12 protein-coding genes, 1 tRNA gene and 1 pseudogene are annotated in these 14,342 nt (G+C 74.2%); 4 read left to right on the top strand and 10 right to left on the bottom strand.

Features of this window, described 5'->3' with window-relative positions; genetic code table 11:
* The first annotated feature begins 98 nt into the window (after positions 1–98).
* Together A8W25_RS11220 and A8W25_RS11215 are read left to right on the top strand one after the other, a co-directional pair.
* Positions 99–2,720, top strand: coding sequence for an alpha/beta fold hydrolase (locus A8W25_RS11220; RefSeq protein WP_067159221.1), 2,622 nt, complete (start codon positions 99–101; stop codon positions 2,718–2,720).
* Positions 2,717–3,604: an ABC transporter permease gene (locus A8W25_RS11215; protein WP_067159218.1), complete on the top strand. Its 888-nt coding sequence runs from the start codon at positions 2,717–2,719 to the stop codon at positions 3,602–3,604. The genes A8W25_RS11220 and A8W25_RS11215 overlap by 4 nt, the downstream gene beginning before the upstream one ends.
* Before the next feature lie 103 nt (positions 3,605–3,707).
* Here A8W25_RS11215 and A8W25_RS11210 read toward each other — a convergent pair whose 3' ends face one another.
* The 9 genes from A8W25_RS11210 to A8W25_RS11170 form a co-directional block, all read right to left on the bottom strand.
* The gene (locus A8W25_RS11210; protein ID WP_067159215.1) at positions 3,708–4,499 is read right to left on the bottom strand and encodes an alpha/beta fold hydrolase; all 792 of its coding nucleotides are present in this window, start codon (positions 4,497–4,499) and stop codon (positions 3,708–3,710) included.
* Between the two features lie 199 nt (positions 4,500–4,698).
* Positions 4,699–5,565 (bottom strand): class I SAM-dependent methyltransferase, encoded by an 867-nt coding sequence (locus A8W25_RS11205; RefSeq protein WP_067159212.1) that lies wholly within the window; start codon positions 5,563–5,565, stop codon positions 4,699–4,701.
* Positions 5,559–6,332, bottom strand: coding sequence for an alpha/beta fold hydrolase (locus A8W25_RS11200; protein WP_067159208.1), 774 nt, complete (start codon positions 6,330–6,332; stop codon positions 5,559–5,561). Before A8W25_RS11200 ends, A8W25_RS11205 begins: the two co-directional genes overlap by 7 nt.
* Positions 6,329–6,958 carry a LysR substrate-binding domain-containing protein gene (locus tag A8W25_RS11195; protein WP_067159205.1) on the bottom strand — a complete coding sequence of 210 codons (630 nt, stop codon included), beginning with the start codon at positions 6,956–6,958 and terminating at the stop codon, positions 6,329–6,331. Before A8W25_RS11195 ends, A8W25_RS11200 begins: the two co-directional genes overlap by 4 nt.
* The gene (locus A8W25_RS11190; RefSeq protein ID WP_067159202.1) at positions 6,951–7,712 is read right to left on the bottom strand and encodes a DUF6182 family protein; all 762 of its coding nucleotides are present in this window, start codon (positions 7,710–7,712) and stop codon (positions 6,951–6,953) included. The genes A8W25_RS11195 and A8W25_RS11190 overlap by 8 nt, the downstream gene beginning before the upstream one ends.
* Entirely contained in the window at positions 7,709–8,863 is a 1,155-nt protein-coding gene (locus tag A8W25_RS11185) for a hypothetical protein (RefSeq protein WP_199831723.1), read from the bottom strand. The genes A8W25_RS11190 and A8W25_RS11185 overlap by 4 nt, the downstream gene beginning before the upstream one ends.
* Complete coding sequence (locus A8W25_RS11180) at positions 8,860–10,302, bottom strand: NAD(P)/FAD-dependent oxidoreductase (RefSeq protein ID WP_067161028.1); 1,443 nt, start codon at positions 10,300–10,302, stop codon at positions 8,860–8,862. Before A8W25_RS11180 ends, A8W25_RS11185 begins: the two co-directional genes overlap by 4 nt.
* 16 nt (positions 10,303–10,318) lie before the next feature.
* A complete protein-coding gene (locus A8W25_RS11175) occupies positions 10,319–11,176 on the bottom strand; it encodes a class I SAM-dependent methyltransferase (RefSeq protein ID WP_067159199.1) in 858 nt (285 codons plus the stop codon).
* Positions 11,177–11,214: 38 nt separating this feature from the next.
* Positions 11,215–11,529: a hypothetical protein gene (locus A8W25_RS11170; protein WP_067159196.1), complete on the bottom strand. Its 315-nt coding sequence runs from the start codon at positions 11,527–11,529 to the stop codon at positions 11,215–11,217.
* A gap of 67 nt (positions 11,530–11,596) precedes the next feature.
* Here A8W25_RS11170 and A8W25_RS11165 point away from each other — a divergent pair.
* A pseudogene (locus A8W25_RS11165) lies at positions 11,597–11,923 on the top strand (HD domain-containing protein); the annotation flags it as partial.
* 185 nt (positions 11,924–12,108) lie between these two features.
* On the opposite strand, the gene A8W25_RS11160 reads toward A8W25_RS11165, so the two are convergent.
* Positions 12,109–12,184, bottom strand: a tRNA-Arg gene (locus A8W25_RS11160).
* Between the two features lie 343 nt (positions 12,185–12,527).
* Between A8W25_RS11160 and A8W25_RS11155 the strand changes: the two genes are divergently transcribed.
* Positions 12,528–14,126, top strand: a complete 1,599-nt coding sequence (locus tag A8W25_RS11155; RefSeq protein ID WP_067159193.1) for a dynamin family protein — start codon at positions 12,528–12,530, stop codon at positions 14,124–14,126.
* The last annotated feature ends 216 nt before the right edge of the window (positions 14,127–14,342 follow it).

Raw genomic sequence — 14,342 nt, 5'->3', positions numbered from 1 at the left:
CTGCGGTACGGGAACCGCCGCCCGTACGCCGCGAGTACCGCCGTGACCTCCACCCGGCGGCAGGCTCGGTTGTCCGACCCGGCGCTTACGGTGGAGGCATGAGACTGCGCAGACCTCGTGGGAGGGCGGCGGCCGGGGTGGCCGCCGCCCTCGCGGTGCTCGCCGGTGCCGGCGTCTGGACGGCCACCGGCGCCGGCGGCGCGCCCGCGGTGCACCAGGAGGACCGGGTGATGGAGATGCCCGGCGCGAAGATCGACACCTCGTACTTCACGGCGGGCGACGCCAAGAAGAAGCGCCCCGCCGTCCTCCTGGGCCATGGCTTCGGCGGCAGCAAGGACGACGTCCGCGCCCAGGCGCGCGACCTCGCGCGCGACGGCTTCGCCGTGCTGACCTGGTCCGCGCGCGGCTTCGGCGAATCGACCGGCGAGATCGGTCTCAACGACCCGGCGTTCGAGGTGAAGGACGTCTCGCGGCTGGTCGACTGGCTGGCGAAGCGGCCCGAGGTGAAGCTGGACGCGTCGGGCGACCCGCGCGTCGGCGTCACCGGCGCGTCCTACGGAGGCGCGATCTCGCTCCTCGCCGCCGGGTACGACAAGCGGATCGACGCGATCGCCCCCCAGATCACCTACTGGAACCTGGCGGACGCGCTCTTCCCCGACGGGGTCTTCAAGAAGCTCTGGGCCGGGATCTTCTTCTCCACCGGCGGCGGCTGCAAGACCTTCGAGAAGCAGCTCTGCGACATGTACGAGAGGGTCGCGGTCGGCGGGAAGCCCGACGCGCAGGCGCGCGACCTGCTCGCGGCCCGCTCCCCGTCCGCCGTGGGCGACCGCATCAAGGTGCCCGCGCTGATCGTCCAGGGCCAGAGCGACTCCCTCTTCCCGCTCGGCCAGGCCGACGCCATGGCCCGGCGGATCCGCGCCAACGGCGCCCCGGTGGCGGTCGACTGGATCACCGGCGGCCACGACGGCGGCGACCGCGAGTCCGGGCGGATCGACGCCCGGATCACCTCCTGGTTCGACCGCTATCTGAAGGGCGACGAGGACGCCTCCACCGGCCCCGCCTTCCGGGTCACCAGGACCGGCGGCATCAGTTCCACCGACGGCGCCGCCCAGCTGCGCGGCGCCACCAGCGGCAGCTACCCGGGCCTGGCGGACGGCACGCGCGAGGTGAAGCTCGCCGGCCGCGAGCAGACCTTCGAGAACCCGGCGGGCGCCGCCCCGCCCGCCATCTCCGCCGTGCCCGGCGTCGGCGGGGGCCTGGCGGGCCTGTCCTCGCTCGGCGTGGGCGGCCTGTCCATCGACTTCCCCGGTCAGTACGCGCGCTTCGACTCCGAGCCGCTCAGGCCCGGCCTGCGCGTCACCGGCTCGCCCACGGTCCGGCTCAAGGTCACCTCCAGCGGCGACGACGCGGTGCTCTTCGGCAAGGTGTACGACGTGAGCCCCGACGGCAAGCAGCAGGTGCTCCCCGCCCAGCTGGTCGCGCCCGTCCGGGTGGACGGCGCCAAGGAGGGCAAGGAGGTCGAGGTCACCCTGCCCGCCGTCGACCACAACGTGGAGGCGGGCCACCGGCTGCGCCTGGTGGTCGCCGCGACCGACCTCGGCTACGCCTCCCCGGTCGCCCCCGGCACGTACAAGGTCTCGCTCGTGGACGGCTCGCTGAACGTGCCGACCGCGCCCACGGTGGAGACCCAGCCCGCCGGGGTGCCCTGGTGGGCCTGGGGGATGCCGCTGGCGGGCGCGGTCATCGCGCTCGGCCTGCTGGTCACCCGCCGGGCCACGGCCCCCGCCCCCGACCCGGAGCTGGCCGAGGTCCCGCTCCAGATCACCGGCCTGACCAAGAAGTACGCGAAGTCGACCGACCGTTACGCGGTCCGCGACCTCTCCTACCGCGTCGAGAAGGGCCAGGTCCTGGGCCTGCTCGGGCCCAACGGCGCGGGCAAGACCACCACCCTGCGGATGCTGATGGGCCTCATCCGCCCCGACAGCGGCGAGATCCGCGTCTTCGGCCACGCCATCCGCCCCGGCGCACCCGTCCTCTCCCGGGTCGGCGCCTTCGTCGAGGGCGCGGGCTTCCTGCCGCATCTGTCCGGCCGCGCCAACCTGGAGCTGTACTGGCAGGCCACCGGCCGCCCCGCCGAGGACTCCCACATGGAGGAGGCCCTGGAGATCGCGGGGCTCGGCGACGCGCTCCAGCGCGCGGTGCGGACGTACTCGCAGGGCATGCGCCAGCGCCTCGCCATCGCCCAGGCCATGCTCGGCCTGCCTGACCTGCTGATCCTCGACGAGCCGACCAACGGCCTCGACCCGCCGCAGATCCGCGAGATGCGGGACGTGATGATCCGCTACGCCCGGCGCGGCCGCACGGTCATCGTCTCCAGCCACCTCCTGTCCGAGGTCGAGCAGTCCTGCACGCATCTGGTGGTCATGGACCGGGGCCGGCTCGTCCAGGCCGGCCCGGTCGCCGAGATCACCGGCGAGAGCGACACGCTCCTGGTCACCGTCGACGGCCCGGTCACCGAGGTACTGGCCGACAAGGTGGCCGCCCTGCCCGGCATCGGCGCGGCGACCCGCACCGACGAGGGGATGCTGGTGCGCCTGGACGGCGCCTCGGCCACGGAGCTGATCACCGAACTGGTCCGCCTCGACGTGCCGTTGACGGGCGTGGGCCCGCACCGCCGCCTGGAGGACGCGTTCCTGACCCTGATCGGAGGATCGGCATGAGTGCGCCGACGCACCCCGGCGCCGAGGCCGCGCCGGACCTGAGGGCGACCGCCCCCGGCTACCACCCGCGCCGCACCCTGCCCCTGCGGGTGGAGGCGGCGCGCCAGCTGCGCCGCCGGCGCACCCTGGTGATGGGCGGCATCCTCGTCGCGCTGCCGTTCATCCTGGTCACGGCGTTCGCGATCGGCGGCACACCGTCCGGGCGGGACGGCCGGATCACCCTGATCGACACGGCGACGGCGTCCGGGGCGAACTTCGCGGCGACCGCCCTGTTCGTCTCGGCGGGCTTCCTGCTCGTGGTGCCCGTCGCCCTGTTCTGCGGGGACACGGTCGCCTCGGAGGCCGGCTGGTCGTCCCTGCGCTATCTGCTGGCGGCGCCCGTGCCCCGGGCGCGGCTGCTGTGGAGCAAGCTGGCGGTGGCGCTCGGCCTGAGCGCGGCGGCGATCGTCCTGCTGCCACTGGTGGCGCTGGCGGTGGGCACGGTGGCGTACGGCTGGGGCCCGCTGGAGATCCCCACCGGCGGCTCACTCGGCGCCGGGGAGGCGATACCGCGCCTGGCCATCGCCGTGGCGTTCGTCTTCGTCTCCCAACTGGTCACCGCCGGGCTGGCGTTCTGGCTCTCCACCAAGACGGACGCGCCGCTGGGCGCGGTCGGCGGCGCGGTGGGCCTGACGATCGTGGGCAACGTCCTGGACGCGATCACGGCCCTGGGCGACTGGCGCGACGCGCTGCCCGCGCACTGGCAGTTCGCCTGGGCCGACGCGCTCCAGCCGCATCTGGAGTGGAGCGGTATGGCCCAGGGCGCCGGGGTGTCGGTGGGGTACGCGCTGGTGCTGATGGCGCTGGCGTTCCGGGGCTTCGAGAAGAAGGACATCGTGTCGTAGGGCGGCGGGCCCCGGGGACACGGGAAGGCCCGGACCCCGGGGCCCGGACCTGGGGCCCGGACGGCACTCCGCTCGGCGGAGCTCCGTCCGGGCCGGTTCCTCGTCAGGCGGCGGCCGCGGCCACGTCCTCGTACAGGAACTCCTGGAGCAGGGCGGTCAGTTCGTCGGCCTTCTCGAAGAGCGCGAAGTGACCGGCGTCCAGCTCGGCGTACTGGCTGCCCGCGATGGCCTGGTGCAGCTGCCGCGAGTGCTCGACCGGGACGACACGGTCCTGGGTGGCGCCGATGACCAGCGTCGGGACGGTGATCTTCGGCAGCAGGTCGGTGATGTCGGCCTGGAGGTTGAGGGCGATCTGACGGCCGATGCCCGCCGGGATGCCACCGGCGAGGAGGCCCTCGACGCCCGCGACGCCGAACGCGTTGATCTGGCCGTCCGTCCAGCCGTGCAGCTGGAGGAAGCGGCCGAAGGCGTCGTGGTCGAGCTGGTCGAGACGGGCCCACAGGTCGAAGAAGAGCCGCTGGCGCTCGTCCAGGGCCGACCAGCCGGTGAGCAGGACGAGACGGCGGACCAGCTCCGGGTGCTTGGCGGCCAGCGCGGCCGAGTTCAGCGCGCCGAGCGACCAGCCGACCAGGTCCACCGGGCCGTTGCCCGCGTCGCGGATCGCCGCGGCGACCTGCTCGACGACGGCGTCGACGGTCAGCGGCTCGCCGTTGTCCTTGGTCCCGCCGCTGCCCGAGTAGTTGGGCGTGATGACCGTGCGCTTGTCGCTGAACTTCTCGACGAGGTGGGCGAAGCCCTCAGCGGCGCCGCCGGTGCCGTGCAGCAGAACGAGGCCGGGGCCCTCGCCGGTGACGAAGTACTCCACCTCGGCGCTGGAAGTCTTAACGGTGGGCATGCGGGCTCCTCTGTGAATTCCCTCGCGGGACGGATCTCGAAAACGGGCGCGGCCCCGAAGGACGTCCGGTCGGCCGGGCATGCGGTCGGCCGGACATCCGGGCGGCTGCGCCTGCGGGTAAGTTACATCTCACTACATTGCATGTACAAGCATGGAATTAGCGAGGAATTGCCGCTCGGTTACCGGCGGCCGCCGGCGGTTACCGGTCGGCGCCCGGCACCGTCCCGACGGCGAGGACGTTGCCCTCGCTGATGTAGCCGTCGGGCGCGTCCAGCGGGTGACCGGGCCCGGCCGGGTCGAGGAAGCGGTGCCACTCCTCGTCGAGGCCGAGCTGTCCGGCCTGTTCCGCCAGCCGGGCACAGGAGAGCCCGTAGAACTCGCGCGCCGGCCCTGACAGCGGGGCGTAGTGCTCGATCACCATGGTCTGCTGCCGCACCCCGGCGAGCCCCGCCTCCCGCAGCCAGCGGTACAGCTCACGGCTGCGCAGCAGCTGGGCCGCGTACCCCGGGGCCTGCCCGGCCGCGCGGAAGAAGTCGGAGAAGAGGTACGGGTCGGCCGGGCGGGCGGTGATCAGATGGGCGTCGAGGTCCTTGACGGCCACGATGCCGCCGGGGCGCACCACCCGGACCAGCTCCCGCAGCGCGAGTGCCAGTTGCTCGTCGTCCAGGTACTGCACGGTGTTGGCGCACCACACCGCGTCGAACGAGTCGTCCGCGTAAGGGAGCCGCAGGAGATCGCCCTGGCGGACGTCCACCGGGCACGGGGCCTTCCAGCGGGCGACGCGCTCGGTGGCCAGCGCCGCGTTCTCCTCGGCCAGGTCGATCGCCGACACCCGCCCCTCGGGGCCGACCAGTTCGGCCAGCCACGGCAGGAACTCGCCCGGGCCGCAGCCCGCGTCCAGTACCCGCCAGCCGCGCTGGATCCGGGCCTGCTCCAGGAGCTCCTGGTAGGGGACCGCACAGGCGCGGAAGTGGGCGTCGACGATGGTGTGATGGGTGAAACCGAGGCCGGTGGAGGAGGTGAACCCCCACGCCTCGTGGTCCTCGGCGGGGCCTGCGGTCAGCATGCGGGTGTTCCGATCTCGTCGAGCAGTACCAGGAGTTCCCTGGTCACGCGTTCCGGCGCCTCCAGCGGCTGGAGGTGCCCGGTGCCGGGCAGGGTCACCAGACGGCCCCGGCGCAGCAGCGCGGCGGTGTGCCGGGACTCCTCCGCCGCGACGAGCTCGTCCTCCTCGCCCGCGATCACCACGGCGGGCATCCCGGCGGCGCGGAGCGTCTCCGTGGAGTCCGGCCGGTCCGCGATGGCGCGCTGGGCCCAGGCCAGGGCGGCCGGGTCGGCCTTCGCGGCGTCGGCGAAGAGCCGGTCGAGGACCTCCGGGCGCCGCGCCCGGGTGGTGGCACCGGCCAGCATCGGGGTCGTCCCGGCGATGAGCCCGGCGCGCACCTCCTCGTCGCCGACCAGCTCCGCGAACCGGAGCCGCTGGGCCCGCGCCTCGGAGGAGTCGGCGGTGGCGCGGGCCGAGAGCAGGGCCAGTCCCGCGGTGCGCCCGGGGTGACGGCGCAGAAAGGCCATCGCGGTGTAGGCGCCCATGGACGAACCGGCGAGCAGCACCGGCCCCGCCCCGACGCCGTCGAGCGTACGGGCCAGGTCGTCGGCGACCACGTCGAGCGAGGGCGGCTCGTCGCCGAGCGGTACGGAGCCGAAGCCGCGCTGGTGGGGGGCGAGCACGGGGTGGCCGATGGCCTGGAGCGCACGGCGCTGCGCGTCCCACATCGACGCGTCCAGCGAGAGCGCGTGCAGCAGGACGACGGGCGTCTTCCTGGCCGCGCTCACCGGGAGGCCGCCTCTTCGGCCGCGGTGATGAACTCCCGTACGTGGGCGGGCAGTTCCCCTCCGCGCCGCCAGGCCAGGACGACCGGGGCGGGCGGCAGATCGTGGATCGGGACGATCCGGATGGCGGGCGGGGCGACGTCGGCCAGCGAGGCGAGCGAGATGTGCACCGCCTCGCCCTCGGCCACCAGGGCCATCATGCGGGGGATGTCGGAGACCTGGTGGCGGCGGTCGATCGGGCGCCCGGCCGGGGTGCGCGGCGGGACGACCTCGTCCCAGACGTAGTCGGGGAAGACGCCCGGCCGCTGGAAGGTGCCGTAGTCGGCCAGCTCCTCGATGGAGACGGACGCGCGCCCGGCCAGCGGGTGGCCCGCGCCCACGACGGCGGCGCGGCCGTCGTGGGTGAGGACCCGGCTGGCCGCCAGGTCCGGCTCCCGCAGCGAGAACTTGACGATCATGAGGTCCAGGGCGCCCGTCCGCACCCCGCGGAAGGGGTCGACGACGTCGTACTGGCTGGTGCGCACCTCGGCGTGGCCCGGTCCGGCGAGCCGGACGATCTCGTGGACGACCTCTTCGGAGCCGTGGTAGCCGAGCCGGATGACGGGGGAGGCGGGGGCGGTGTCAGACAAGGAGTGTCTCCTCGGTCAGTCCGGCGGCGGCGCGGAGCCGGCCGGGGAGGGTGGGTTCGGTGTCGACGCGCAGGGCGGCGAAGCGTTCGGTGATGCCGGTGAGACGGGGGAAGTGACGGAGGGTCAGTACGTCGCCAGGCCCGACGAGACCGTCCATGACCGCCTCGGTCAGCAGGTGGTTGAGGTGCACCAGGGCGTCCGAGACCTGGCAGTCGGCCGTGGCGATGTGGAGCTCGCGGTGGACGGGGGCGCGGTCGGTGCCGCCGGCGCGCGACGGGATCTCGATGACCGTGTCCGCCCGTACGGGCAGCGGGAGCGGCCCGGCGAAGAGCTTCAGCAGTCTGCGCAGCCCGGCCGAGTCCGCCGCCGGGCCCGGAGCCGTCCAGGCGGCCGAGCCGTCCTCGGCCAGATGCGCGAAGGAGAAGCGCTCGCGCAGGTTGTCCGGGTTGCCCGCGAGGAAGACCGTCCGGGTGAAGGAGCGCCGCCAGGCAGCCGTCTGCTCCGGGGTGAGGCCGAGGGCGAACTCGCAGGTGGCGCGGGCCCAGGAGGTCAGGTCGAAGCGCCCGAGGACGACGGCCGCCAGGTGTTCCGGCGCCCGCTCCCCGGGCGCGTCCGCCGCGTCGAGCCGGGCCCGGACGGCGAGCAGCCCCTCGGCCGAGGTCAGGTCGTACGCGTCCGCGAGCTCCGGCCGGGCGGTGCGGATCCGGGCCGCCGAGGCCTCGCGCAGCCTCTCCTGAATGGCGGGATCGGTCACAGGAACACCGCCGACAGCAGATCGCGGCCCGGCACCGGGCCGCGCCTGCCGAGCAGGCTCGACGTCAGGCGGTACGGGTCGACGTACACATGGTCCTTCCGGTGGCGGGACAGCCGCTCGGTCAGGCCGTCCGCCGGATCGGTGTCCGCGGCGGCCAGCAGCCGCTCGGCCCGCCTCAGGCACTGGCGTACGAGAGCGGCGTCGAAGGACTGCTGCCGGCCCGGCCCGAGGGTGGCGATGAAGTACAGCCGCATCCCGAGCCGCACCACCGGCCCGTCGTACTCGGCGCGCGCCGAGGCGAGCAGCGCGCCCGCGTGGTTCTTCTCCCAGCCGCCGTGCCGCGCCGAGCGCACCTGGCCGTCGATCGGCACCCGGCCGAGCGGGACCCGGCGGACCCGGGGGCCGAGCAGTGACAGCACCCGCGCCAGCTGCTGGTGGTCCGGGTCGAGCTCGCGGTCGTACAGCAGCACCACCTCGTCGAAGTCCGCGGTGAGCGGCATGAGTTCACGCAGGGCGCAGGCGAGGTAGTTGGGGCGGCCGTCGGCGGTGACGATCTGCCGCAGCGGCAGCCCGTACCGCGTGGTGTCGAGGTGGACGGGGCCGCCGACCTCGCGCTGGTCCACGCACAGCCGCAGCGCCTTGAGCCAGGAGAGCGTCTCGTCGAGCCCGAGGCCGGGCGGCTGGTGGGCGAGCAGGCCCGGGTCGTGGAGGCCGAGCCCGGCGTAGTGCCCGGACCACAGGTCGAGCACCCGGCGGCCCGCCGGGTGGACCCAGCCGTGCTCGACGGCGTCGGCGTACGGCCGCAGGGCCTCGGCGGGCGCCCGGATGCCCTCGGCGCGGAAGGCGACGTACAGCTCGCCGATCTCCTCCTCGGAGCACTGCCCGTACGCGCGGTCGCCGTGGGTGCGGTCGAGGAACTCCCAGAATCCCAGGGTCTGTTCGGTCGGGTGGTACGTGGTCTGGCTGGAGCGGAAGGTGACGTCGGCCAGCTGCCGGGTGGCCCGGTACATCACGTCCGTCCAGAGCAGCCCCTTGAGGTGACTGGGCGTCAGCGGCTTGGACGGGGTCACGGTGATGGGAGCGAGCAGGACACGCTCCCGCCGGGCGGTGGGAGCGTGGACGCGCGGACGCTCCAGGGGAAGCGCGGTCACCCGAGGGCTCCTTCCGCGGCGCCGACGAGCCGTACGAGCGTGTCGCGCGCCGGTGCCTGCGGGCGCGCCGGGGCCGGGGCGGCGCCGCGCACCCGGGCATGCAGCTTCTCGTCGCCCAGGAGTTCCTCGGGGGTGGTCAGGCCCATCAGCATGCGGGTGAGCCCGCGCCAGACCGTGCCGTCCGTGCGGGCGGCCGACGCCAGGGCCGCCGAGGCGGACGGCCGGGCCGCAGGTGCGCTCGCCCCCTGGATCCGGGCACGCCAGCGGGCGATGCGCTCGCGGTCGGCCGCCGCCGACTGCTCGTACCAGGGCAGGAAAAGCGACTCGGCCTCCCGCGCCGCCGCCCGGCTCAGGGCCGCGTCCACCGTCGGGTGCGCGGCCAGCAGGTCCGCGAGGCGGAAGGCGTGGGCCAGGGCGAGTGACATCCCGCGCCCGAAGAGCGGATTGGTGACACAGGCCGCGTCCCCGAGCGGGAACAGCCCGGGGACCGGGCGCTGGCGCGAAGTGGCCGTGCCGCGCAGGGTGTTGGGCGGGCTGGTGATGGCGTGCACGGGCGAGATCGGCTCGCTCGCCCCGTCGGCCAGCCATGCGGCGAGCCCGGGGGTGGCCCGGGCCGCGGCGGTGAAACCGGCCGGGGTGAGCAGTCCGTGCAGGGCCCGGTCGCCCGGCAGGGTCGCCAGGGCGATGGAGAAGGTGTTGTTGTCGCCGGGGTGCAGCACCCCCGCGTAGTGGTCGAAGATGTCGCCGGCCGCGTTGCCCCGGTTGAGCGGGCCGGGCCGCCCCTCACCGGTCAGCCGGTAGAAGCGGGTGAAGCCGCTCAGCCCCGACGGGCCGACCCGGTCCTCGGCCACCGGCACCCCGGCGCCGCGCAGCCAGCTCCGGGCGGCGGCGTGCCGCCCGGTGGCGTCGATCACCACATCGGCCGCGATCCGCTCGCCGCCGTCCGTGCGCACCGCGCGCACCCGCCCGTCGCCCGGATCGAGCTCCAGGGCGCCGACGGCAGGGCCGTGCCGGACCTCCACCCCGGGCAGGGCCACCACGGCCCGGTACAGGACGAGTTCGAGCGCGGTGCGGCGGCAGCCGAGCGCCACCAGCTCCTCGTCGCCCGGCTCCCGGCCGCCCTCGCCCGGCGGGAGCGCCTCGGTGAGGTCGAGGAGCCGTGCCCCGGCGGCCAGCGCCGCGTCGAGGACGTGGGGCGCCCGCTCGCGCAGGACCTTCACCCCGAGCGAGGTGAGCGTGTGGGAGTGGATGCCCTGCGGGACGGCCGGGCGCACCCAGCTTGCGGCGGCCACCTCGACGGGCCCGGCCGGCGGTTCGGCGCCGCGCTCCAGGACCAGGACGCGGTAGCCGATGCCGTGCAGGGCCAGCGCGCCCGCGAGACCCGCGATGCCCGCGCCCGCGACGACCGCGGTCCTGTCGGTCGTTTCTGTCGTCGTCATCTCAGCCGTCGTCATCTCAGCGCCTTCGTCCATTGACGAAGAACACCCGGCGCTGGTCGCGCTTGGCTCGCGGCGGGACCGGGTCGGCCCAGCGGCCGAAGTCGGCGCCGGGCTCGCCGGGCTGCGGGGCCGACACCGTGAACCCGTACCGGTCGAAGAGCGCCTCCGGCTCGTCCGTACCGAACAGCCAGGGGCAGCCCCAGCCCGCGAACACGTCGAGCAGCGCCCGCATGTGCGGCAGCGTGAGCGCCTCGGCGTTGACGATGTCGGCGGCTATCCGGCTGCCCGGCGCCGAGATCGCGGCGACCCGCTCCAGGATGCGGTGGGTGTCCGGCTCGGGGATGTAGTAGAGCAGCCCCTCCAGGAGCCAGGTCGAGGGCAGCGCCGGGTCGTATCCGGCGGCGATCAGGTCCTGCTCCCAGTCGGGCGAGGTGAGGTCGACGGCGACCGAGCGGTGGTCGGTGCGCGGCTCGACGTCGCCGAGCCGCTCCTTCTTGTACGCGAGGACGGCGGGCCGGTCGACCTCGAACCAGCGGATGTGGCCGGGCCAGTCGAGCCGGTACGCGCGCGAGTCCATCCCGGCCGGGGCGAGCACGATCTGGGTCATCTCCGGGTCGCGGGCCGCCTCCTGGAGGTAGTCGTCGAAGAACCGGGTGCGGATCGCGTTGTAGTCGGGGGTGCTCGGCACGCTGCGCCGCTCACCCGGCGGGAACGTGGCGTCGCGCACCTCCGCGAGGAGGGCGGGCCCGATGTCACCGGCGAGGGCTGCGGCGTACGGGTCCTCGTAGAGCCGGTCGTCGCGCCGGGTCTCGGCGGCGCGCAGGGCGGCGGTGAGCAGGGCGGTGCGCTCGACGGCGTCCAGTGCGGTGGTCATGGGTGGTCTGTCTCCTTCGTCGTTGTTCCGGTTCGTCGTCATCGCGGCGTCCGGCCGGTGAGCCGCCGCCACTGCGCCGGGTCCTGGCGGAACAGGCGGTCCTTGACCTGGGTGGGGCGGATGCCGGTGGCCACGGACTCCTGCCAGTCGCGCAGGAACGCGTCGGCGGGCAGCCGCAGCGCCGTGGGCGCGCCGAGCCGCCGGGCGGTACGGGCCCGGCGGTAGCCGGGGGACTCCTGCCCGAGGGCCCCATCCAGGCGGCCCAGGAAGCGCTCGGTCTCGTCGTCGCTCCAGGGGGTGTGGGGCGCCAGGGCGAACTCGTACGCCGGTGCGCCCCCCGTCTCCTCGCGCACCCGGCAGGCGGCGTTGCGCAGTTCGAGGCCGCCTCCGGTTTGGGTGGACGGTTGGCTGTGAGACTCAGGGCGGGGCCCGGCCCCCGTTCAGCCTCCGCCGGACCTCCACCCGGGCGAGGCAGCACTGGGCCGGCCGCCGCGCGTGCACGTACTGCTCCGCAGCTACGAGGCGAAGGAGTCCCCCGAAGCGGTCTGCGCCCGCGACGCCGACAAGCTGGAGTGCATGCTCCAAGGCATCGAGTACCTCGCGCAGGGCCACCAGAACGCCCAGCGCTGGATCGACAACAGCCGCGCCCGTCTCGTCACCGACACGGCGAAGCGCTTGGCCGACGAACTGCTTGAGCAGGACTCCTTGGACTGGTTGCGAACAGCTCTCGACGAGCGGCGCGGCTGAGCCCCTGAAGGCCAAACGAGCCCTCTTCGCCTCCCGCTGCCCCCCGACCGACTGGTCGAGCGCAGCATCGGGGCCGCCGCCAGCGGAGGCTCCGTCGCTTACGCGGCCCCGACGCCCGACTCGCTAGGGTCCCTGCCACAGCAAAAAGGCCCTCCCGGAGGGAGGGCCTGACACCGCGCGGGCAGTGGTGCCCCCGGCAGGACTCGAACCTGCGGCCAAGCGCTTAGAAGGCGCCTGCTCTATCCACTGAGCTACGGGGGCCGGATGGCGGCCGCGGTGGCCTGGAGCCCCCGGGCGGGCAAGGGTGTGGTCCGGAGCGCGGCTCCGGGCCGTGACCTTGCCGGGGACAAGGATAGGGCTCCTCTCGCCTCGCCCCGGTTGCTTCACCTCCGTGGCACGATGTGGAGGTTCCGTGAAGCGAACCGATAATCGCAGGCGAGCGCGGAACATGCAGCGCTTTTGACGCTCGTGGCGCCGGGTGTTGTGCACTCGTTATGCCTGCGTCCCACTCATCCCGTCTGTCCCATGTGTCCGGTCGGCGCGCGAAGGCTTCCATACGCTTCAAAAAGGCGCCAAAATTGGGCATTCTTCGCATGTGGCGACCTTGGACGTACGGCCTCAGCTGATCGACGCACTCTCCGCCCTGCGCGACCGGGTCGCCGCCGTGCGTCTTCCGCTGCCCCTGCCGGGGGCGGCGCGGGCACGGCAGACCCGGGGCGAACTGCTCGCGCAGCTCGACGACTATTTGTTGCCCCGGCTCAAAGACCCCGAAGCGCCGCTGCTCGCCGTCGTCGGCGGGTCCACCGGCGCCGGGAAGTCCACCCTCGTCAACTCCCTTGTGGGTCGGCGGGTCAGCGAGGCCGGCGTGCTGCGGCCGACCACCCGCACCCCCGTACTCGTCTGCCACCCCGACGACCACCACTGGTTCACCGAGATCCGCGTACTGCCCCAGCTCACCCGTGTCTGGCTGCCCCAGCAGAACGAGGAGGCGGAGGTGGAGGAGGGCGTCGGGGGCAACGACGCGGAGAACTCGCTGCGCGTCGAGACCTCGCGGAACCTGCCCGTGGGGCTCGCCCTGCTCGACGCGCCCGACATCGACTCACTCGTCGTCAGCAACCGTCTGCTCGCCGCCCAGCTGATCTGCGCCGCCGACATCTGGGTGATGGTGACGACCGCCTCGCGGTACGCGGACGCCGTGCCGTGGCACCTGCTGCGTACGGCCAAGGAGTACGACGCCATGCTGATCACCGTCCTCGACCGGGTGCCCCACCAGGTCATCGTCGAGGTGTCCCGGCAGTACGCGGCGCTCCTGACCAAGGCCGGGCTCGGTGACGTGCCCCGCTTCACCATCCCCGAGCTGCCCGAATCGGCCGGTGGCGGAAGTGGATTGCTGCCGTCCACGGCGGTCGCCCCGCTCGGCCAGTGGCTCACCCACCGGGCCCAGGACGCGGCCGCCCGGCAGCAGGCCGTCGTCCGTACCGCCGTCGGTGTCATCGACTCGCTCAACGCCCGTATGCCCGAGCTCGCCTCCGCCGTCGCCGCGCAGTACGCCGCCGCCGTACGGATGACGAGTGCGGTCGAGGAGGCGTACGAGCGGGAAGGGGCACGTGTGCGGCGCAGGCTGCAGGCAGGGGGCGTACTCGCCGGGGACGCGCTCACCCGCTGGCGGGCGTACCCCCGGGACGCGACCTCCGTCGAGCTCCTGGACGCGCTCTGCGAGAGCCTCGTCGAGCTGCTCGGCTGCGCCGCGGACGCCGCCGACGAACGGGTCCGCGAGGCCTGGGGCCGCGAGCCCGCGGCGGCCGAGCTGGCCGAGGGCGTACGGGACCGGGAGACCGGTGAGCGCATCGAGGTCGCCGTACGGCGCTGGCGGCGGGTCCTGGAGGAGCTGGCCGAGGAGGAGGTACGGGAGCTGGACCGGGCCGTCGCGCCCTCCGCCGAGGCCGTGGCGGCCCTGCTGGCGGCCGCGCTCCTCGGCGGGCGCAGGGCCCGCCGGGCCGGGGAGCGGCTCGCCGAACGCATCGGCGCCCAGCGTGCGCTGCGCCTGCGCGACCAGGGAGGCGAACTGGTCACGACGTACATCGACCGTGTCCTGAACGCCGAACGCGACCGCCGGCTCGCCCCGCTGGAAGCGCTCCGGGTGACTCCCGAGCCCCAGGCCGGGCTGATCGCCGCGCTGTCCCTACTGCAGAAGGAGAGGTGAGCGGGGTGACCGCTCTGACGGATCGGCCGGGCGCCGACCAGCCCGACTCCGACCAGCCCGCGTCCGGACGGCCGGAACCGGACTCGGAGGAGGTGGAGTCCGGGGCCCAGACCGGATCCGCCGCTTCTCCGGAGGAGGGGGAGCGGCCGCCCGCCGGTGGTTCCGACGCAGGTGGGGGCGCCTCCACGCAAGCGGCGGCCCCGTCTCTGACCGTCG

It is taken from the genome of Streptomyces sp. ERV7 (assembly GCF_001653515.1).
Classification (GTDB): domain Bacteria; phylum Actinomycetota; class Actinomycetes; order Streptomycetales; family Streptomycetaceae; genus Streptomyces.
Note: the sequence above shows the minus strand (reverse complement) of the source record. Positions and strands in the feature narration are given on the sequence as shown.